Below are 20,969 nucleotides of genomic sequence, written 5' to 3' on the forward strand. Positions count from 1 at the left end.
CACGCCGCGGCGGCGGCTCCAACAGGTCTCTAGTGCCATCCTGCCCTAGATCCAGGACGGCATCCACATCCGGACTTTCCAGTCGACATAGGGGATGACCTCGGCGGTCCAGATCGGGTAGAAGAACGCCGACAGCAGGATTGCGGCGGCCAGGTAGAGCGCCACCAGGTACAGGCCGGAGCGCCGCCGCCAGGGCGGGTCCGTGGCGCGGCCCAGCACCAAGCCCAGGCAATACGCCAGGGCAAGGATCAGGAACGGCTCAAAGGACACCGCGTAGAAGTAGAACATGGTGCGCTCGGGGTACATGAACCACGGCAGGTATCCGGCTGCCACGCCCGCCAGAACTGCGCCCGCGCGCCAGTCCCGGCGGCCCGCCCACCAGAACAGCAGGACCGCCAGCGAGATGGCCGCCGCCCACCAGATCAGGGGGTTGCCCACGGACAGGATGGCGGTGGTGCACTTCTCCACAGTGCAGCCCGGGGTGCCCTGTGGCGGGGATTCATAGAAGAACGACGTCGGCCGTCCCATCACCAGCCAGCTCCAGGGACTCGCCTGGTACGGGTGCTCTGAGCTCAGGCCCTGATGGAATTTGTACGCTTCGAGGTGGTAGTGGATGAGGGACCTGACGGAGTCCGGGAGCCAGCCCCATTCGGTGGAAGGGTTGCTCTCGGCCCAATGGCGGAAGTAGGCGTTGTCCGAGAGGAACCAGCCGGTCCACGTGGCCGAGTAGACGATACCGGCAACGGGTACCAACGCGGCGAAGGCCGGAATGCCGTCCCGGAGGACACCGCCACTGATCCAGCCGCGGATGCCCGCGACCCGGCGTGCGTTCAGGTCCCACAGCACCGTGAGGATGCCGAACCCTGCGAGGAAGAAGAGGCCGGACCACTTGGTGCCCACTGCCAGGCCAAGGCAGATCCCGGCGGCGATCCGCCACCAGCGGACGCCAAGCCATGGCCCGGCCAGCAGTGCCCCGCCCGGCGGCTGTCCGCCGTGCGCGGCAGCAATCCGCGCCAGCCGGGCCGCCAGCCGGCGGCGCCCGTCGTCCCGGTCCATGAGCAGGGCGCCGAATGCTGCAAGGATCCAGAACGCCAGGAAGACGTCCAGCAGCGATGTGCGGGACATGACAAGGTGGTGGCCGTCGACGGCGAGGAGCAGTCCGGCCGCGCCCGCCAGCGGAAGCGAACGGAACAGTTTCAAGGCGATCAGCGAGACGAGCAACACCGTGAGGGTTCCCGTGAGCGCCGCGGCGAAGCGCCAGCCGAAGGGGTTCTCCGGCCCGAAGAGCCACATACCTGCCGCGATCATCCACTTGCCCACCGGCGGGTGCACCACGTATTCGGGCGTATTCAGCAGGACGTCCGGATTGCCGGTATTGAACGAGTCGTTGGCTTTGTCCGGCCAGCTGCGCTCATAGCCGCTGATGAGGTAGGAGTAGGCGTCCTTGACGTAGTAGGTCTCGTCGAAGACCAGCTTGTGCGGTACCTCGAGCCGCACGAACCGGAGGACCCCGCCGATGAGCGCCGTCAGGACCGGAACCAGGATGAACCACAGTCGCAGGGACGCCGGGTGGTCCCGCCAGGATGCGTGTGCGCCCAGGAGCCGTGCCGTCAGGGCCTGGACGGTGAACGCCTCCTCCGGCCGGCTGACCCACCGAAGGGCGTGTTCCCCGCGCTCCGTAGCAGTTACCGCGGCTGCGGCCGGGGAGGGCGGCGGGGTGGGTTCACCGGCGCCGGCCGGCCGCGTCGAGGTCTGCGTCACGAGCCCCATGCTACCTTTTGCGGCTGGAAGACCCGGCAGCAGTAGGCTTGACGGGTGGACCCGAACCCCAGCCCCCTTCCTGATCCAGGCCCGTCAACGACGGGACGGATCGTCCTTGCCGCCACCCCGATCGGGAATACCGGTGATGCCTCTGCCCGGCTCGTGGAACTGCTGGGTACCGCCGACATCGTGGCGGCAGAGGACACCCGGCGCTTGCACCGCCTGGTCCAGAGCCTGGGCGTGGAAGTGTCCGGCCGCGTCATCAGCTACCACGAACACAATGAGGCGACCAGGACGGCAGAGCTCCTTGACCAGGTGCGGGCCGGCAGCACGCTGGTCATGGTGACCGACGCAGGCATGCCGGCCGTCTCGGACCCCGGCTTCCGGCTGGTGGAGGGCGCCATCGCGGCCGGGCTTCCAGTCACCGCCGTCCCGGGTCCCTCCGCGGTCCTCACGGCACTGGCCCTGTCCGGCCTGCCCACGGACAGGTTCTGCTTTGAAGGTTTCCTCCCACGTAAGGCCGGCGAACGCGCGTCGCGCCTGGCCGACCTCGCCGCGGAACGCCGCACCATGGTGTTCTTCGAAGCTCCGCACCGCCTCGAAGCCATGCTCCGGGCGCTGCGCGAACGGTTCGGTCCGGACCGGCCCATCGCGGTGTGCCGGGAACTGACCAAGACGTACGAGGAAGTGATCCGGGGAACCACCGGCGAACTGCTCCAGTGGGCCGAAGAGAACGAGGTCCGCGGCGAGATCGCTGTTGTCCTCGGCGGGGCTCCGGAACAGGCGGCGGGCAAGCCGGAGGACCATGTGGCCGCCGTCAACGAGCTGGTGGCCCAAGGCATCAGGTTGAAGGAAGCGGTTGCCGCCGTGGCCGAGGACGTCCGGGTCAGCAAGCGCGAGCTCTACTCGGCAGTGCTCGCCGCCCGGTAGCAGCCTCTCCCGGCATGCCTTCGAATCTGTGCAGATGCACAGCGTGGGGCTGATGTGGCAGTGCGCAACGGCGTAGACCGGGGGAGGGGCCCGCAGTAGTCTGGCTGTTAATCAGCCCAATGATCCCGGTCACTCCGGCCGCGGCGCGGGGCTGCCAGAAACCCTACTGACGAGGGAGTCATCGTGACTGTCACTGCACAGCCGGCCGTTACCGCCGAGCGCGAAACCCGGCTTTTGGCCTCTGTTCCCACCGGGCTGCTTATCAACGGTGAGTGGCGCGACGCCGCCTCAGGCAAGACGTTCGACGTCGAGGATCCCGCCACCGGCAAGGTGCTGCTGAGCATTGCCGACGCCGGCGCGGACGATGCCGCTGCGGCCTTGGACGCTGCCGCTGCGGCCCAGGAATCCTGGGCCAAGGTGCCCCCGCGTGAACGCGGTGAAATCCTCCGCCGCGCTTTCGAGCTGGTCACCGAACGGGCCGAGGACTTTGCGCTGCTGATGACCCTGGAGATGGGCAAGCCGCTGGCAGAAGCCCGCGGTGAAGTCACCTACGGAGCCGAATTCCTGCGCTGGTTCTCCGAAGAAGCCGTCCGGGCCTTCGGCCGGTACTCGGTCTCCCCGGACGGCAAGTCCCGGCTGCTGGTGACCAAGAAGCCGGTAGGCCCCTGCCTGCTGATCACTCCGTGGAACTTCCCGCTGGCCATGGCCACCCGCAAGATCGCCCCGGCGGTGGCCGCAGGCTGCACCATGGTGCTGAAGTCCGCCAACCTGACGCCGCTGACGTCCCAGCTGTTCGCCGCCGTCATGCAGGAGGCCGGCCTGCCCGCCGGGGTCCTGAACCTCATCCCCACCTCCACGGCCGGAGAGACCACCGGGGCCCTGATCAAGGACTCCCGGCTGCGTAAGCTCTCCTTCACCGGTTCCACCGAGGTGGGCCGCCGGCTGCTCTCCGACGCCTCCGGAACTGTGCTTCGCACCTCCATGGAACTGGGTGGGAACGCCCCGTTCCTGGTTTTCGAGGACGCGGACCTGGACGCGGCCGTGACCGGTGCGATGCTGGCGAAGCTGCGCAACATGGGTGAGGCCTGCACCGCAGCCAACCGGTTCATCGTGCACGAATCCGTGGCCGCCGAATTCGCCGAGAAGTTCGCGGCGAAGATGAAGGACATGACCACCGCCCGCGGCACCGAACCCGAGTCCAAGGTGGGCCCGCTGATCGATGCCAAGAGCCGGGACAAGGTCCACGAACTGGTCTCCGACGCCGTCGCCTCCGGCGCCAAGGCGGTGCTGGGCGGGGCACCGGTCGAGGGCCCGGGCTACTTCTACCAGCCCACCATCCTGTCCGGCGTCTCCGAAGGCACCCGTATCCTCTCGGAGGAGATCTTCGGGCCTGTCGCCCCGATCATCACCTTCTCCACCGAGGACGAGGCCGTGCGGCTGGCCAACAACACCGAGTACGGGCTGGTGGCGTACGTCTTCACCAAGGACCTCAACCGCGGCCTCCGGATGGGTGAGCGGCTCGAGACGGGCATGCTCGGCTTGAACGCCGGCGTGATCTCCAACGCTGCCGCACCGTTCGGCGGCGTCAAGCAGTCCGGCCTGGGACGCGAAGGCGGACTCGAAGGCATCGAGGAGTACCTCTACACCCAGTACATCGGCATCGCCGACCCCTACGCGGGATAGCTTCGGCGGTTCCCATGACGCACGTGCCGGCCGGGATCTTTCCCGGCCGGCACTTTTGCGTTCAGCCCCTGCCCGGCCCGCGAACGCCGTCGTCCGCCGCTGCTTCCCGACGCCCCGCCACCGGTGCCCCGGACGTTGCGGCGGCACGGCTCTTTCGGGAATGGGTGGCCGCACGGGCGGCTTTCCGGATGCCGCTGCCGGCTGCCCGGAACGGCAGGCCCAGCAGCAGGCCCAAGCGGCGGATGACGGACGGCGGAAGCCACTCCGCCCGCAGGCGGTGCGGCAGGGTGGCGTTCTGCCGGAGGGAGTCCACGACCGCGGCGACCCCGGCCTGGATGTCCTGGCCGGCAGGGTGACCCCGCAGGCTGGTTGCCGGGGAGCTGTTGTCCGGCCGGCCATACCGGTGGTGCTCGAAGGCGGATGTCAGGAACGCCACGGCCTGGTGCGCTTCATGGTCCAACCCGCCGGGTTCACCCAGCAGTGTTTGCCGGAACCTGGCGGAATACGCCCGTGGAGTCTCGCTGGGTGCGGCTCGAACGCCGTAATCGATGCCAAGGTCCGTCAGCTCGTTCCACGCCAACGGGACGGCCTGGCCCGGGGACCTCGGATTCAACCGGCGCGTCCTGGTCCCGGAACGGACCAGGTGCGGCGCGGCTGCCAGGAGCAAGGCGCCCAGCACGCCTGCGGTCCCGAGGAGCCACGGCAACACGCCGGCCGAACCGCCCTCGCCGCCGCCCGTCCCGCCGGGGAGCGGCAAGGCCGTGGCGCTCGGGGTAGCGGAGGGCGCCGGGGCAGCGTCAGGGACGAGGCCGTCATTGTTGCCCAGGGTATCCGGGACGGCGGGCACCGGCGCGTCGGTGGCGTAGTCCGGGACCACGCCCCGCGACGGCGTAGGTTCGAACGGCACCCAGCCCAGGCCCTGGAAGTACAGCTCGGGCCACGCGTGGGCGTCACGGGCGTCCGCTTCGTATTCCGGGAGCGCACCCTGCCCGGCCACGGTTATGGTCGCCCCGGTCAACCGGCCCGGGGCATATCCCACGGCAATCCTGCTGGGGATTCCTTCCAGCCGCGCCATCACGGCCATGGCGGAGGCGTAGTGGATGCAGTATCCGCTCTTTTGCTGCAGGAAATCCGCCAGGACAGAGAGCCCGTTCCCGTCATAGCCGCCCTGGACCGGGGACTGGAGGGAATAGGTGAACTCGGACGAGCGCAGGTATCTCTGGAGGGCCATCGCTTTCTGGTACGGCGTCCCTGCAGCGCCGGCCACCGTCTTGGCGGTGGCCTTGACGATGTCCGGGACATTTCCCGGGATCCGGCTGAAATCGTCAGGGATTCCCCGGACGGGGCCGGACGCCTGGGCGAGGAGCGCGGCCGAGAGCTTTGGCTCGGTCGACGTCACGACGTACTCCTGGCGCCGGGTGGTGGTGTCGGTGCCCTTGATGCTGAGGGTGGCGGGGTCCCAGGTCCACTCGCCGCCGAGGCCCCGGATGGTTTCGGGCGCATATGGGACCGGCAGGTAGGGGCTGGTGAAGGAACCGGTGTCGACGGCGGTGACCAGGCGCACCTGCTCGTCCGCGAGGACTGCGTAACCGGGATCGATCCGCCCGTCCAGCGGGACCCGGGACGCGGTGCGGTCATCCGGACCCCACGAGTCGCCGTCGAAATTGTCCACGGTGACAGAACGCAGGTAGAGCGGCGTGGGGGAATTCGTGGCATAGGTGATCCGACCGCTCCCGTCCGGTGCGCGCAGGCTGCTGCCCAGCGTGATCATCGGGTTCAGGCCGGTGGCGCCGCCCCACGGGTTGAGCCTGGACCCCTGCGGGAACGTGCCTTGGTCGAAACCGGGAATCGCCAGGGGCAGCAGCAGGGTGGCCACCATGGCCGCGGCTCCGGTCAGGGCTGCCCGCCTTGCCAGGCCGGGGCTGCGGGGCGCGCCGGACTGGAGCCGTCCGTCCGGGGCAAACCGCTGGCTGCAGGCCAGGATCAGCAGGTACCCGGCCGCCGTGGCAGCGAAGCTCCACACGCCCACGCTCTGGGGCTTGATCATGGCGGGAACCACCAGCAGCGCCAGCAGGCCAACCCCTGAGGCGGCGGGCATGCGGAGGGGCACGGCCAGGGCGTCGACCAGGATGACGGCGAGGCCCAGCACCGCACAGACCACCATCACGATTCCGGCGTTGGGAGCCACCGGCGCTGTCTCCGACAGGACGGTTTCGCTGGCCCGCCGCATCAACCGGTCAAGGTCGGGGAGCGTGGCGCCGGTCGGAATAAGCCACAGGAAACTTGAGCCGCGGAAGAACGTCAGCGTGAGGACGGCAGCCAGTGAGATGAATCCGCCTGCCGTGACCAGGAGGGGCTGGGCTCGGACCGAACGCAGGGCCGCCAGGGCCACGCTGACCGTCAGCACGGTGGTCAGGACGGGCCAGAACCAGTTCCAGCCCCGAAGGACGCCGTTTAGAGACAAGGCCGCTCCGCAGACAGCCACCGAAATCGCCAACGCCATGGCCCACGGATAAGCGCCGGCCTGCGGACGCCGGGCCGGCGGTTCGGGCTGGTTGCGGGCTTCATTCCCGATGCCTGAAGGCCGGGCTGGTGCCATTGTCATGTGGCTACTCCTGCTCCACGGCGGACCTCGGACGCAGGGGCCACGGGCACGGCAGGGTCTTCGTCGAACTGTCCCCAGGCCGCCGCCAGAGCGGTACGCGGCGTCACGGCGGCAGCGCGCCAGCCGTTCTGCCGCAGCACGTCCAACACGCCGTGGAAGTCAGCCGGCTTGTCCACGGCCAGGAGGGCGAATGCGTTGGTTCCGTAGGCTGCGGCCGGCGCCAACGCCGTCGCCTCCTCGGCACTGATCCTTCCCAGCACGGCGATCAACGGTCCGCGCATCCTGTGTGCGCCCAGTTTGTCCATCAGGTGGTCGTCAAAGGCCGGTGGCTCCTGGTCCGCGCCCGGAGGCTGCCCTCCGCCGGCGGCCCGGCGCCGGCTGCTCCGGCCCTGGGCGTCCCGGGCCGCAGTGTCCCGCCGAGTGTGGGATGGCCCGGACAGATGGACCGCGGCGAGGCTCTCGGCTATGGACTGCAGCCCGGAGGTGCCACTGAACTCGTCGGCCCCAGGTTCCGGGGACGACGGTGAATGCAGGAAAGCCGGGTTGCCGCCGGCATCGAGGATCCGGAGGCTGTAGTTGCGTTCAGCCAAGTGGGCGCTGACGGACATGGCGGCGACGACCGACCATTCGAATGTCTCGCTGGTGGCCAGTCCGTGCCCGTGTCGCCCCGGCAGCCCTGGCATCGTCATCCCGGAGGGGCCGCCGAAGGCAGCGGAACGGTGATCCAGGATGATGGTGGCTTCCGGCGTGGTGACGGATTCCTCCTGGCGGACCATGAGCTCGCCGTGCCTCGCCGTAGCGGCCCAGTGGACCCGGCGCATGGGATCCCCGTGCCGGTATTCGCGGGTCATGACGTCGTCGTCGCTCGGATTTGCGCGGGTGCGCGTGGCGGTGACGCCGTCGTTGCCCCGCGCTCCGTCCAGCGCCGTGGCAGGCAGCACGACGGCGGCCGGCGTCACGGTGAGGATGTCGCCGTCGTCGATGGCCTGGCGGTGCAGCGACAGTCCGAACGGGTCGGTGAACTCCGCCGTGACCGGCCCGATCCGGAACAAGCCGCGGTAGCCGGACGTCAAGTGGTATTCGTAGCGGCTGGTGCCGCCAGTTGCGGAACGGGAAGGAAACCGGAAAGCCGGCGCCTGGCCGAAGTGCGGGGGCAGGCGCTCCTCCATGATCACCTGGCCGGTTCCCGGGCCCGTCCTGCCCACCGCCAAATGGACGATGGTTGGCGCGGATGTTTCCACGGGTGAGGGATTGAACTCGCGGTACACCCGGAATTTCGGTTTCACCAGCCGGATTCCTGCCAGGGACACCAGCGGCAGCACCAACAGCAGCAGCGCCAGCGTTAACAGGTCCCGGCGCCCCATGACCTGCGCGGCGGCCAGTGCGAACGCCCCGGCGGCAAGCATGCCCCAGCCACGCCTGGTGAACAGGTGCCGGGGAAGCTTGTCCAGGAACGCCATGGTCCGCCCCTAGCGGTTCCTGCCGCCGGCCGCCGCCGCGGGCCGCGTCGCCTGGCCCGGGGGCGCCTGCGGAACGGGCAGGCGCGAGAGGATTCCCTGCAGGACGCTGTGCGGGTTTTCGCCAGCGCCGGCAGCCTTGCGCTCGACGATGATCCGGTGTGCCAGCACGGCCTCGGCGACGCCTGCGACATCGTCCGGCAGGACAAAATCCCTTCCGTCCAACGCAGCCGTGGCTTTGGCCGCACGCAGCAGCTGGAGCATGGAACGGGGGCTCGCCCCCAAGCGGAGCAGCGGACTTTCCCGGGTGGCGCGGCCCAGTGACACCGTGTATTCCTTCACGGCTTCGGACACGAAGACCTGCTGGACGGTGGTGGTCATCGACGCCACGTCAGATGCCGTCACCACCGGGCTGACGGCGGCCAGCGGCGATACCGCCTGGTGGGTCTCAAGCATTTCGATCTCGGCTTCCTTGTCCGGATAGCCCATGGAGATCCTGGCCATGAAGCGGTCCCGCTGGGCCTCGGGCAGGGGGTACGTCCCTTCCATCTCGATGGGATTCTGGGTGGCCACCACCATGAAGGGTTCATCGAGCCTGTACGTGTTGCCGTCCACCGTCACCTGGTGCTCCTCCATGCATTCCAGCAGGGCGGACTGGGTCTTGGCGGAGGCGCGGTTGATTTCATCGCCGATCACGATGTTCGCGAACACGGCGCCGGGCCGGAATTCAAAGAGCCGGGAGGCCTGGTTGTAAATGGACACCCCGGTGACGTCCGAGGGCAGCAGGTCGGGGGTGAACTGGATGCGGTTGACGGTGCAGTCGATGGTCCGGGCGAGCGTCTTGGCGAGGAGGGTTTTTCCGACGCCGGGCACGTCCTCCAGCAGCAGGTGGCCCTGTGCGAGCAGGACAGTCAGCGCCAGCTTGGCGGCATCCGATTTGCCGTCGATCACCGTGTTGACGGTGGTAAGGATGCGTTGGGCCGCTTCATGGAACGACTCCGGGTCCATGGCGGCGGCCCGGTGCCCGTTCAGCCGGCTGACGGCATCCGCGACGCCGGCCAGGTTGAGGTTCGGTGCGCTCCCATTGTTGGCAGTGCGTCGGTGGGGTTCCATCGGCAACCTTTCAGCCCGGGTTTCACCTGGACGGGACAGCAAGCCTGCCTTCGCCCGTCGGTGGGCGTGCGCGTGTGTTCGTTCCAGACTACTAACACAACTGCCGTGCCTGACAGAGAGTTCCGGCAAATATGCCACCGCTTTCGGCGGATAGGCTGGGTGGATGTGCAATCCGCTGACTCCCGCCGCCTACCGGGCACCTGACACAGGCCCCTTGGACCCGGAAGCTCCGCCCCGCAAGCAGTATCCGCCCGCGCCTGAACCGTTGCCTGTACCCGTGATGGACAACCACACCCACCTGGACTTTCCTGATGGAACGGCGCCGGTGGGAATCAAGGCCGCGCTTGATGCCGCAGCGGCCGTGGGGGTCCAGGGAGCGGTCCAGGTGGGCTGCGACCTGGCGTCGTCGCGGTTCACGGTGGAAGCCTTGGACCAGGACCACCGTCTCCTGGGCGCCGTGGCCCTCCATCCCAACGATGCTCCGCACTATGCCGCCAGGGGCGAACTTGAGGCGGCCCTGGCAGAGATCGAACGCCTCGCGGCGCATCCGCGGATCCGCGCGATCGGCGAGACGGGGCTGGACTTCTACCGCACGGAAGGCGAAGGACTGCGCCACCAGGAGCACTCGTTCCGGCGCCACATCGACATCGCCAAGCGCCTGGACCTCACCCTCCAGATCCACGACCGGGACGCACACGGCGACGTGGTGCGGGTGCTGAGGGAGGAAGGCGCCCCGGGGAGGGTGGTGTTCCACTGCTTCTCCGGCGACGAGGAGCTTGCCAGGACCTGCAACGACCAGGGCTGGTGGATGTCCTTCGCCGGGACCCTGACCTTCAAGAACGCCGCGAATCTTCGGGCCGCGCTCGCCGCCGCCGACCGCCAACTCATCATGGTGGAAACAGATGCGCCGTTCCTGACCCCGCATCCGCACCGGGGGCGGCCAAATGCCAGCTACATGGTCCCGTACACGGTCCGGGCCATGGCAGAATTGACAGGCTCCGACCTCGCCGGGCTGTGCAACACCATCAGTGAAAATACCGTGCGGGCATACGGATCCTGGACCTGAAATCCCACCCCGTCCCGTGATCCTGGGCAATACCTGGTATGCAAAAATGTTGGTCGCTTTATAACGCTACGGTTACAGTGGACAACTATTAGCCGGGGTCGGGGAAGGCCAACGGATAATTTCGCTCCATTCGCAGCCGCTCCGGGCACGTCAGTTCCCGGCCATGCCGCTGCGCGGAGTGTGGCGGTGCATCGATGCCCGGACGGTCTATTTGAGGTTGTTCCGGGCATTCCCTTGCGCGATTCCCCGTGCCCGGATGGACCTAGAGTTACGGGCAATCGTGATCAAGTTCTTCACAACGGACGGCAAGTTCAGCTATATCAAGGTTGGCGCCCAACTTCTGGTGCTCTGCGGCCTCGTCGCGGGCCTCGTGGCTTTCGTGGGCAATAACAAAACAATCACGCTCAACGTGGACGGCAAAGCCTCGTCCGTGCAGTCCTTTGGTGGAACAGTGGCGCAGGTGGTCAAGAGTGCCAACCTGGACCTCAAGCCCGGCGACCGCGTATCGCCGTCCTTGGATTCATCCGTGCAAAACGGCACCGTCATCAACGTCAACCAGGCCAAAGAGGTCAAGGTCAGCCTTGACGGGGCCGAAAAGACCGTCAACACCACCGCCCAGGACGTGGAAGGCCTCGTCAGCGAGCTCGGCGTTGCCAGCGCATCGGCCGTCTCGGCGCCCAAGGATGCCACGCTCGCGCTGGCCGGCTCCTACGTCTCCATCTCCACACCCAAGACCGTCAGCATCGTGGCCGATGGCAAGGTGAACACCGCCACCACGACTGCCGCAACCGTAGGCAAAGTCCTTGAGGATTCCGGTGTCACCCTCGGCGCGAGCGACCGCTCCTCCCAGCCGGCCAACGCCAACGTGGTGAACAACATGGTCATCAAGGTCTCCCGGGTGGACACCAGCAAGACTGCCGTTACCAGCGAAGACGTGCCCTTCGACACGGTCACCGCCGAGAGCGCCGACATGCTCAAGGGTGACAAGCAGGTGACCCAGGCCGGGGCGGCCGGAAAGATCGAGCGCACCTTCAAGCTGGTCCTCGTTGACGGCCGGGAAGCGTCGCGCACCCTCGTGTCCGAGAACGTGGCGGTGCAGCCCGTAACCGAAAAGGTCACCGTGGGCACCAAGGCCAAGCCCGCCGTCCAGGCGGCGCCCGCGGCAGCAGCCGCCAACACCGGGGCAGCGGCGCCGGCCATGATGAACGAAGCCATGTGGGACAAGATCGCCCAGTGTGAATCCAGCGGAAACTGGAGCATCAACAGCGGCAACGGCTACTACGGCGGCCTCCAGTTCGACATCCGCACCTGGATCGGAGCAGGCGGCGGCGCGTACGCCCCGAACGCCAGCCTCGCCACCAAGGCGCAGCAAATCGACATCGCCAACCGCGTCTACGCCCAGCGCGGGCTCTCACCGTGGGGTTGCGGCTGGGCAGCCAGCAGCTGATTCAGCGGACGAACACGACGCCCACAGCGTGGCCGGGCCCGGATATCCGGGCCCGGCCACTGCCGTTAAGCCGACAGGGCGGAGCTGCCGCGCGGGATAGGATACCTAGGTGACTGAACCCATCCCTGCCGTGCCCGCACCGTTGTTCGGTGCCTCCGACATCCGCCGGCTGGCAGAGGAAATCGGGATCAGGCCGACTAAAACCTTGGGCCAGAACTTCGTTATCGACGGCAACACCATCCGGCGGATCGTCTCCGCCGCCGGAGTGGGGCCGGATGAAACCGTCCTCGAGGTAGGCCCGGGCCTCGGCTCCCTGACCTTGGGGCTGCTCGATGCGGCGGCGGCCGTTGTCGCCGTCGAAATCGACCCCGTCCTGGCCGCGAAGCTTCCGGAGACCGTCAAGGAATGGCGCCCTGCCGCCGCCAACGCGTTCCACCTGGTCCACGACGACGCCATGAAAGTCACCGAACTGCCGGTCCAACCCACCGCACTGGTGGCCAACCTGCCCTACAACGTGGCGGTTCCGGTGGTACTGCACCTGTTGCAGCATTTCCCAAGCCTGCGGCACGGACTGGTGATGGTGCAGGACGAAGTAGCGGACCGGCTGGCCGCGGGCCCGGGGTCCAAGACCTACGGGGTGCCGTCGGTCAAGGCGGCGTGGTACAGCCAGATGCGCAAGGCAGGCGTCATCGGCATGAACGTTTTTTGGCCCGCCCCCAAAATCCACTCCGGCCTGGTGGCCTTCACCCGCCGCGAGCCGCCGGCCACCACTGCCACCCGTGAGCAAGTGTTTGCCGTGGTGGACGCCGCGTTCGCGCAGCGCCGCAAGACGCTGCGGGCAGCCCTCGCCGGCTGGGCAGGCGGAGCGCCGGAAGCGGAGCGCTGCCTCGTGGCTGCCGGCGTGGACCCCACCGCCCGTGGCGAGGTCATCGATATCCAAGCCTTCGCCAGGATCGCCGAAGCCAAGGAAGCACGGTTGTGAACGCCCCGGCAGGACGCTTCGCGGCCAGGACGGTCCGGGTCAAAGCACCCGGCAAGGTCAACGTATCCCTGGCGGTGGGCCCGCTCCGCCGGGACGGCTACCACTCCGTTGCCAGCGTCTACCTCGCGGTATCCCTCTACGAGGAAGTTGCCGCCACCAGCACCGCGACGCCGGGAATCACGCTCAGCCTCAGCCCCGAAAGCACCCTGGACCTCGACGCCGTCGACATTCCCCTGGACAGCAACAACCTGGCCTACAAGGCAGCCGCCATCATGGCTGACGTCTCCGAGCACGCCACCGGCGTACACCTGGAAATCACCAAACGCGTCCCGGTCGCCGGCGGCATGGGCGGCGGGTCAGCCGACGCCGCCGCCACGCTCCTGGCCTGCGACGCCCTGTGGAACAGCGGACTCTCCCGCGAAGAATTGGCCCACCTTGCCGCGGAACTGGGCGCGGACGTCCCCTTCTCGCTGCTTGGCGGCACCGCCGTGGGCCTTGGCCTGGGCGACAAACTGTCCCCGGCCCTGGCCAAGGCGCAAACCCACTGGGTGCTGGTGGCGGCAGACTACGGACTGTCCACCCCGGAGGTGTACCGCACCCTGGACAGGCTGCGGGACGCCGAAGGCATCACCGCGGACGAGCCCACCGGGGTCGACCCGCACATTTTGGCGGCCCTGCGCAGCGGCGACGCCGAATCCCTGAGCCGTGTCCTGGTCAACGACCTGCAGCGTGCCGCCATCTCCTTGGCCCCTGCATTGCGCGATACGCTGGGTATCGGCGAATCCCACGGCGCGATCGCTGGGATCGTTTCAGGTTCCGGCCCCACCGTGGCCTTGCTCGCCGACGATCCCGTGGCGGCCGAAGCACTGGCCGAGGACCTGCGGCACCAGGGACTGGCGGCCCTTCACGTGCACGGCCCCGTCCACGGCGCGCGCATCATCTCCGACACACATCTCTAGACCCCTTATATTTCGGCAGCAGAAAGCAGTTCCTTTTGGCACACCTTCTTGGCGGCGAGAACCTCACAGTCTCCTACGCGACCCGCACCGTCCTGGACGGCATCACCCTGGGCCTTGAGGAAGGCGACCGGATCGGCATGGTGGGCCGGAACGGCGACGGCAAGTCCACCCTGATGCGCCTGCTGGCACTGCGTTCCACGCCCGACTCCGGCCGCGTCACCAAGCGCGGCGACGTCAACGTGGGGTACCTGGACCAAAGCGACGTGCTCGACGGCGACCTGACCGTCGGCGCCGCGATCGTGGGCGACCAGGCGGATTACGAATGGGCGCGCAACCCGCAAATCCGCGAGATCATGGGCGGGCTGGTGTCCGACGTCGACTGGCATGCCAACGTGCACGCCCTCTCCGGCGGCCAGAAGCGGCGGGTGGCCCTGGCAAAGCTCCTGATCGAGGACCACGACGTCATCATGCTCGACGAGCCCACCAACCACCTCGATGTCGAAGGAGTTGCCTGGCTTGCCCGGCACCTGAAGACCCGCTGGCGGGCCAACCAGGGCGCCTTCCTGGTGGTCACCCACGACCGCTGGTTCCTCGATGAAGTCTGCAACAAGACCTGGGAAGTGCACGACGGCATCGTGGACCCCTTCGAAGGTGGATACGCGGCGTACGTCCTGGCCCGTGCCGAGCGTGACCGGATGGCCTCCGTGGTCGAAGGCAAGCGCCAGCAGCTGGTCAAGAAGGAACTGGCCTGGCTTCGCCGCGGCGCCCCGGCCCGGACCTCGAAACCGAAGTTCCGGATCGAGGCCGCCAACGCCCTGATCGCCGATGTCCCCGAGCCCCGCGACTCCATGGCGTTGAACAAGATGGCCACTGCCCGCCAGGGCAAGGACGTCCTGGACCTGGAAAACATCTCCCTGAACTTCCGTGGCGGCGACGACGGCCGCAAGCTGTTCGACAACATCACCCTGCGCCTGGCCCCGGGAGAGCGGCTGGGGCTGGTGGGTGTCAACGGCGCCGGCAAGACCACCCTGCTGAAGCTGCTCAACGGCGAGATCACGCCCGACGCCGGGAAGCTGAAGCGGGGGAAGACCGTGGTCACCGCGGTTCTCACGCAGGAGGTCAAGGAGCTCGACGACGTCGCGGACTTGCGCGTCATCGAGGTGATCGAGCGGGAAAAGCGTTCCTTCAACGTGGGGGGCAAGGAGTTCACCGCCGGGCAACTGGTGGAGCAGCTCGGGTTCACCAACCAGAAGCAGTGGACCCCGGTCAAGGACCTCTCCGGCGGCGAACGGCGGCGGCTGCAGTTGCTGAGGCTGCTGGTGGGGGAGCCCAACGTCCTGATGCTCGACGAGCCCACAAACGACCTTGATACCGACACCCTCGCCGCCGTGGAGGACGTCCTGGACGGCTGGCCCGGCACGCTGGTGGTGGTCAGCCACGACCGCTACCTGCTCGAGCGCGTTACCGACCACCAGATGGCCCTCCTGGGCGACGGCAAGCTCCGCGGCCTGCCCGGCGGCGTGGACCAGTACCTTGAGCTGCGGGAGGCCGCCCTCGCCGGCTCCACGGTGTCCGGCGGCGGCAACCCCGTCACCAGCGCGGGTCAGGGCCCCGCGGCCCCAGCCACCGGCACAGGCCCCTCCGAGGCGGAGAAGCGGGAGGCCCGCAAGGCCCTCAACCGGATCGAACGGCAAATCAAGAAGCTGGATCAAGAGGAAAAGAAGCTTCACGACCTGATGCTGAAGACCACCGAGGCCGGCGATTTCGACAAGCTCGCGGACCAGAACAAACAGCTCAAGAACCTCACGGACGAAAAGGACGCCCTGGAAATGGAGTGGCTGGAGGCGTCGGAGCTCCTGGGCGACTGACAAAGGCGACGCGGGCAAGAGCGGAGGGCCCCTGCGCCGCGTAAGTGACCACGGCGAAGGCGGCCTGGGCTTACGCCTCAGACTGCAGTTCCGGGTCCTTCTTCAGGCCTGTGAGGCCGTTCCAGGCGAGGTTGACCAGGTGCGCAGCGACGGTTTGCTTGTCGGGCTGGCGGCTGTCCTGCCACCACTGGCCGGTCATGGCCACCATGCCAACCAGCATCTGGGCGTACATGGCGCCATCCTCGCCGCTGAAGCCGCGGCGCGAGAATTCGTCGGAGAGGATGTGTTCCACGCGGGCGGTGACCTGGGAGAGCAGGGTGGAGAAGGCGCCCTCGGGCTGGGACGGGGGAGCGTCGCGCATGAGGATCCGGAAGCCCTCGGTGCGCTCCTCGATGTAGGTCAGCAGAGCCAGGGCGGCGCGTTCGACGAGGACCCGGGGTTTGGCTTCCTCGGTGAGGGCGCTATTGATGGCGTCCAGCAGGATGTGGAACTCGCACTCCACCACCTGCGTGTACAACCCTTCCTTGGATCCGAAGTGCTCGTAGATGACCGGCTTGGACACGCCCGCGCTGGCGGCGATCTCCTCAATGGTGGTCCCGTCGAGCCCCCGGACGGCAAAAAGCGCCCGGCCGACGTCGATCAACTGGCTACGCCGCTGCAGGCCGGTCATCCGCATCCGCGGCAGGTTGTTGCTCACAATCCCATCATGCCCCACCGGCCACGGGCCCGATTCCGCCCGGCAGGCAGGGGAGAACCGGCCGGTGTCGCGCGGTGCCCCGAACCCATGGCAAAATAGGGACTTGTGCCCGGGCCTTGAGTCCTCCGGCACGGTCCGCTCTGGTGTAACGGCAGCACCCCGGCCTTTGGAGCCGTGGAGTATAGGTTCGAATCCTATGGGCGGAACTGCTGTGCGAGGAGCGTTCAGTAGGATGGCACCCGGTGCCGGGCGGACATGGCCGCCGGACACCCCAATGCGCCAGCACAACCTAGCAAGGAGAGCCCGTACGTGATCCCCGAGAATGCCGGCCCGGCCGCTGTCATCGTTCTGGCAGCAGGCGCCGGTACCCGGATGAAGTCGCGTACACCCAAGATCCTCCACGAAATCGGCGGCCTCTCCCTGGTGGGCCACGCCCTCCGGGCGGCCCGCAGCATCAACCCGCAGCGGCTCGCCATCGTGGTGCGCCACGAACGTGACCTGGTTGCCGGGCATGTATCGGCACTGGATCCCGACGCCGTCATCGTGGACCAGGACGACGTGCCGGGCACCGGCCGCGCCGTGGAAGCCGCCCTCGAGGCACTCCACGCGGAACAAGGCCTGGCCGGTACCGTTGTGGTCACCTACGGCGATGTTCCGCTGCTCTCCGGGGAACTCCTGGGCGAACTCGTGGCCACCCACGAGCGTGACGGCAACGCGGTCACCGTCCTCACCGCCGTCCTCGACGACGCCACCGGTTACGGCCGCATCCTCCGGGGCGAGGACGGCTCCGTCACGGGCATCCGCGAGCACAAGGATTCATCCGAGGCCGAGCGGCTGATCCGCGAGGTCAACTCCGGTATCTACGCCTTCGACGCAGCCGTGCTCCGGGACGCCCTTGGCAAGGTCACCACCGACAACGCCCAGGGCGAGAAATACCTCACCGACGTCCTGTCCCTGGCGCGTGCCGCCGGCGGCCGGGTTGCCGCCGTCGTCACCGCCGACCGCTGGCAGGTGGAAGGCGCGAACGACCGCGTCCAACTGGCCGCCCTCGGCGCCGAACTGAACCGCCGCACCGTCGAGGGATGGATGCGCGCAGGCGTCACCGTGGTGGACCCGGCCACTACGTGGATCGACGCATCGGTCACCCTGGACGAGGACGTCCGGCTGCTGCCCAACACCCAGCTGCACGGCGCCACCACCGTGGCCCGGGACGCCGTCGTCGGCCCCGACACCACGCTGACCGACGTCACGGTGGGCGAGGGCGCAACGGTGGTCCGCACCCACGGTTCCGGCTCGGTGATCGGGCCGCGCGCCGCCGTCGGCCCCTTCACCTACCTGCGGCCAGGCACCGTGCTTGGTGAAAAGGGCAAGATCGGTGCGTTCTACGAAACCAAGAACGTCACCATCGGCCGCGGCTCCAAGCTGTCCCACCTGGGCTACGCAGGCGACGCCGAAATCGGCGAAGACACCAACATCGGCTGTGGAAACATCACGGCAAACTACGACGGCGAGAAGAAGCACCGCACGGTGATCGGCTCGGGCGTGCGTACCGGCTCCAACACGGTCTTTGTTGCCCCGGTCACCGTGGGGGACGGTGCCTACAGCGGCGCCGGCGCGGTGATCCGCAAGGACGTACCCGCAGGCGCGCTCGCACTAAGCGTCGCTGCCCAGCGCAACGCCGAAGGCTGGGTCCCCGCGAACCGTCCGGGAACCCGCTCCGCCGAACTGGCCCAGGCGGCCACCCAGAACTCCTCCAGTACCCCGGCATCTACAGAAGAGGGCAAGTAAGAATGAGCGAAATTACGGCGCACGGCGAAAAGAAGCTGGTGCTCGCCACCGGGCGGGCCCATCCGGAGCTGGCCCGGGAAATCGCCAAGGAACTCGGCACTGACCTGCTGCCCGTCGATGCCTACGACTTCGCCAACGGCGAGATCTACGTCCGCGCCGGTGAAAGCGTCCGCGGCACCGATGCCTTCGTGATCCAGGCCCACCCGGCACCGCTGAACAACCACCTGATGGAACAGCTGATCATGATCGATTCGCTGAAGCGGGCTTCCGCCAAGCGCATCACCGTGGTTTCCCCGTTCTACCCCTATGCGCGGCAGGACAAGAAGGGCCGCGGCCGCGAGCCCATCTCCGCCCGCCTGGTGGCAGACCTCTACAAGACTGCCGGCGCGGACCGCATCATGAGCGTTGACCTGCACACCTCCCAGATCCAGGGCTTCTTCGACGGTCCGGTGGACCACTTGATGGCCATCCCGCTGCTGGCCGACTACATCCGCACCCGGGTGGACGCCGAAAACATCACCGTTGTCTCCCCGGACACCGGCCGCGTCCGCGTGGCCGAACAGTGGGCCGAACGCCTGGGCGGGGCACCCCTCGCCTTCGTGCACAAGAGCCGGGACCTCACAGTCCCCAACCAGGCTGTCTCCAAGACGGTGGTGGGCCAGATCGAGGGCCGGACCTGCGTGCTGATCGATGACATGATCGACACCGGCGGAACCATCTCCGGGGCCGTGACCGTGCTGAAGAACGCCGGGGCCAAGGACGTCATCATCGCGGCCACGCACGCCGTCTTCTCCGAGCCGGCCGCCCGCCGCCTCTCCGAATCCGGTGCCCGCGAAGTGGTGGTTACCAACACCCTGCCGCTGACCGCCTCGCAGCGGTTCCCGCAGTTGACGGTGCTGTCCATCGCGCCGTTGATCGCCCGTGCCATCCGCGAAGTGTTCGACGACGGTTCGGTCACCAGCCTGTTCGACGGCAAGGCGTAGCGGCTGGTTGCCTGTCGAAACCCGGGATTGCGGTTTCGGCAGGCAACCACCGCCGCCTCACCGTTTTCAATATTCGGCTCCGGCGCTGGTAGGCTTGACCCCGATACCTTGGCGAGGGAGAGCAAAGTCTCCGTTATCGACTGGGTCTGCTTGTCCCTTGATGAGAGGGACTGCCTTCTTGAAGGGCCGCTTACCGGCCGCCCGGCGTTGAAGGTCACACCAGACCTCCGCCCTTGCTGAACACCGTTTCATCTTCAAGGAGATTTCCATGTCTGAGCAGAAGCTCGCAGCAGAACTGCGCACCGAATTCGGCAAGGGCTACGCCCGCCGCGCACGGATGGCCAACCTGATCCCGGCCGTCATCTACGGCCACGGCGCAGAGCCCATCCACGTCACCCTCCCGGCCAAGGCCACCACCTTGGCTGTCCGCACCCCCAACGCCCTGCTGTCCCTGGACATCAACGGCGAAGGCCACCTGGCCCTGGTCAAGGACATCCAGCGTGATCCCGTAAAGCAGATCATCGAGCACATCGACCTCCTGACCGTCCGCAAGGGCGAGAAGGTCACCGTCGACGTTCCCGTGCACGTTGAGGGCGAATCCGCTCCCGGCACCGTCCACAACCTGGAACTGACGGTCGTGTCCCTCGAAGCCGAGGCCACCCACCTGCCCGAGTCCGTCGTCGTGAGCATCGAAGGCCGCGGCGCCGGCGAGCACATCCACGGCTCCGACCTGGTCCTGCCCAAGGGCACCGTCCTGCTGACCGACGCCGAGGCACTGGTCGTCAACATCTCCGAGGCCGTTGAAATCGCCGAGGAAGAGGAAACCGAAGGTGCGACCGAGGGCGCAGCCGAGGAAGCTTCCGAGGCAGCCGAAGAAGCAGCCGCAGAGTAAGCACTCCGCACTCCCTGACAGTGGCCGGACCCCGCACGGGGCCGGCCACTGTCGTGTCCGCACAGCGCCGTTCCCGCCCCAACCGCCCCCATAGGATTGATCCATGACTGATACCTGGCTGATCGTCGGCCTCGGCAACCCCGGGGCGCAGTACCAAGGCAACAGGCACAACATTGGCCAGATGGTCCTCGATGAACTCGCCTCCCGGATGGGCGCGGGCTTCAAGGCCCACAAAGCCAGGGCCCAGGTCGTAGAGGGCCGCTTGGGAATCGGGGGCCCGCGGGTAGTCCTGGCCAAACCGATGACGTACATGAACGTCTCCGGCGGGCCCGTGTCTGCCCTCGCCAACTTCTACGGGATCGCCGCCGACCACGTGGTGGCCGTCCACGATGAGATCGACATCCCCTTCAACACGGTGAAACTCAAGCTCGGCGGCGGCGAAGGCGGCCACAACGGCCTGCGCGACATTTCCAAAGCACTCGACACCAAGGACTACCTGCGCGTCCGGGTGGGAGTTGGCCGGCCGCCCGGGCGGATGGATACGGCAGACTACGTCCTGCGCGACTTCGGCACCGCGGAACGGAAGGAACTGCCCTTCCTGCTCGACGACGCAGCGGACGCCGTTGAGTCCTTGCTCCGGGAAGGACTCACTGCCACGCAGCAGAAATTCCACCCCGCCAAGTCCGGATCACGCCAAGCAGAATCGTAAAAGTTCCCTTGTGCCCTGTTTCCTTGTCA

The 20,969-nt window shown here is 67.7% G+C and carries 16 protein-coding genes and 1 tRNA gene; 12 read left to right on the forward strand and 5 right to left on the reverse strand.

Annotation, left to right across the window (positions count from 1 at the left end):
* Positions 1–45: 45 nt before the first annotated feature.
* Entirely contained in the window at positions 46–1,770 is a 1,725-nt protein-coding gene (locus DFO47_RS14815; protein ID WP_133832149.1) for a phospholipid carrier-dependent glycosyltransferase, read from the reverse strand.
* 45 nt (positions 1,771–1,815) lie between these two features.
* Here DFO47_RS14815 and rsmI point away from each other — a divergent pair, with 45 nt between their 5' ends.
* Both rsmI and DFO47_RS14825 read left to right on the forward strand, forming a co-directional pair.
* Positions 1,816–2,691: a 16S rRNA (cytidine(1402)-2'-O)-methyltransferase gene (rsmI, locus tag DFO47_RS14820; RefSeq protein ID WP_109863443.1), complete on the forward strand. Its 876-nt coding sequence runs from the start codon at positions 1,816–1,818 to the stop codon at positions 2,689–2,691.
* Between the two features lie 183 nt (positions 2,692–2,874).
* Positions 2,875–4,374, forward strand: a complete 1,500-nt coding sequence (locus tag DFO47_RS14825; RefSeq protein WP_109863442.1) for an NAD-dependent succinate-semialdehyde dehydrogenase — start codon at positions 2,875–2,877, stop codon at positions 4,372–4,374.
* Positions 4,375–4,435: 61 nt separating this feature from the next.
* Here DFO47_RS14825 and DFO47_RS14830 read toward each other — a convergent pair whose 3' ends face one another.
* The 3 genes from DFO47_RS14830 to DFO47_RS14840 are packed head-to-tail and all read right to left on the reverse strand — an operon-like array spanning position 4,436 to position 9,549.
* Positions 4,436–6,979, reverse strand: coding sequence for a DUF3488 and transglutaminase-like domain-containing protein (locus tag DFO47_RS14830; protein WP_133832150.1), 2,544 nt, complete (start codon positions 6,977–6,979; stop codon positions 4,436–4,438).
* Positions 6,976–8,439 (reverse strand): DUF58 domain-containing protein, encoded by a 1,464-nt coding sequence (locus DFO47_RS14835; protein ID WP_133832151.1) that lies wholly within the window; start codon positions 8,437–8,439, stop codon positions 6,976–6,978. Before DFO47_RS14835 ends, DFO47_RS14830 begins: the two co-directional genes overlap by 4 nt.
* A 9-nt stretch (positions 8,440–8,448) precedes the next feature.
* Positions 8,449–9,549 (reverse strand): MoxR family ATPase, encoded by a 1,101-nt coding sequence (locus DFO47_RS14840; RefSeq protein WP_133832152.1) that lies wholly within the window; start codon positions 9,547–9,549, stop codon positions 8,449–8,451.
* A 163-nt stretch (positions 9,550–9,712) separates the two neighbouring features.
* Between DFO47_RS14840 and DFO47_RS14845 the strand changes: the two genes are divergently transcribed.
* From DFO47_RS14845 to DFO47_RS14865, 5 genes are all read left to right on the forward strand, one after another.
* Complete coding sequence (locus tag DFO47_RS14845) at positions 9,713–10,615, forward strand: TatD family hydrolase (protein WP_133832153.1); 903 nt, start codon at positions 9,713–9,715, stop codon at positions 10,613–10,615.
* A 280-nt stretch (positions 10,616–10,895) separates the two neighbouring features.
* Positions 10,896–12,062 (forward strand): resuscitation-promoting factor, encoded by a 1,167-nt coding sequence (locus DFO47_RS14850; protein WP_018762952.1) that lies wholly within the window; start codon positions 10,896–10,898, stop codon positions 12,060–12,062.
* Positions 12,063–12,171: 109 nt separating this feature from the next.
* Positions 12,172–13,044, forward strand: coding sequence for a 16S rRNA (adenine(1518)-N(6)/adenine(1519)-N(6))-dimethyltransferase RsmA (rsmA, locus tag DFO47_RS14855; RefSeq protein ID WP_133832154.1), 873 nt, complete (start codon positions 12,172–12,174; stop codon positions 13,042–13,044).
* Entirely contained in the window at positions 13,041–14,003 is a 963-nt protein-coding gene (locus DFO47_RS14860) for a 4-(cytidine 5'-diphospho)-2-C-methyl-D-erythritol kinase (protein WP_133832155.1), read from the forward strand. The genes rsmA and DFO47_RS14860 overlap by 4 nt, the downstream gene beginning before the upstream one ends.
* Positions 14,004–14,038: 35 nt before the next feature.
* Positions 14,039–15,871 (forward strand): ABC-F family ATP-binding cassette domain-containing protein, encoded by a 1,833-nt coding sequence (locus tag DFO47_RS14865; RefSeq protein ID WP_109863437.1) that lies wholly within the window; start codon positions 14,039–14,041, stop codon positions 15,869–15,871.
* Positions 15,872–15,941: 70 nt separating this feature from the next.
* Here the strand turns inward: DFO47_RS14865 and DFO47_RS14870 are convergent, their stop codons facing one another.
* The gene (locus DFO47_RS14870; RefSeq protein ID WP_109863436.1) at positions 15,942–16,568 is read right to left on the reverse strand and encodes a TetR/AcrR family transcriptional regulator; all 627 of its coding nucleotides are present in this window, start codon (positions 16,566–16,568) and stop codon (positions 15,942–15,944) included.
* Positions 16,569–16,702: 134 nt separating this feature from the next.
* On the opposite strand from DFO47_RS14870, the gene DFO47_RS14875 reads away from it, so the two are divergent.
* The 5 genes from DFO47_RS14875 (at position 16,703) to pth (ending at position 20,940) form a co-directional block, all read left to right on the forward strand.
* Positions 16,703–16,774: transfer RNA gene (locus tag DFO47_RS14875), tRNA-Gln, on the forward strand.
* Positions 16,775–16,877: 103 nt separating this feature from the next.
* A complete protein-coding gene (gene glmU / locus DFO47_RS14880; RefSeq protein WP_133832156.1) occupies positions 16,878–18,356 on the forward strand; it encodes a bifunctional UDP-N-acetylglucosamine diphosphorylase/glucosamine-1-phosphate N-acetyltransferase GlmU in 1,479 nt (492 codons plus the stop codon).
* A gap of 2 nt (positions 18,357–18,358) precedes the next feature.
* The gene (locus tag DFO47_RS14885) at positions 18,359–19,339 is read left to right on the forward strand and encodes a ribose-phosphate diphosphokinase (RefSeq protein WP_018762958.1); all 981 of its coding nucleotides are present in this window, start codon (positions 18,359–18,361) and stop codon (positions 19,337–19,339) included.
* A 268-nt stretch (positions 19,340–19,607) separates the two neighbouring features.
* Positions 19,608–20,231: a 50S ribosomal protein L25/general stress protein Ctc gene (locus DFO47_RS14890; protein WP_133832157.1), complete on the forward strand. Its 624-nt coding sequence runs from the start codon at positions 19,608–19,610 to the stop codon at positions 20,229–20,231.
* Positions 20,232–20,334: 103 nt separating this feature from the next.
* A complete protein-coding gene (pth, locus tag DFO47_RS14895) occupies positions 20,335–20,940 on the forward strand; it encodes an aminoacyl-tRNA hydrolase (protein WP_018762960.1) in 606 nt (201 codons plus the stop codon).
* Positions 20,941–20,969: the final 29 nt, after the last annotated feature.

Origin of the sequence: Arthrobacter sp. AG258 (assembly GCF_004364695.1) — a bacterium.
Classification (GTDB): Bacteria; Actinomycetota; Actinomycetes; order Actinomycetales; family Micrococcaceae; genus Arthrobacter.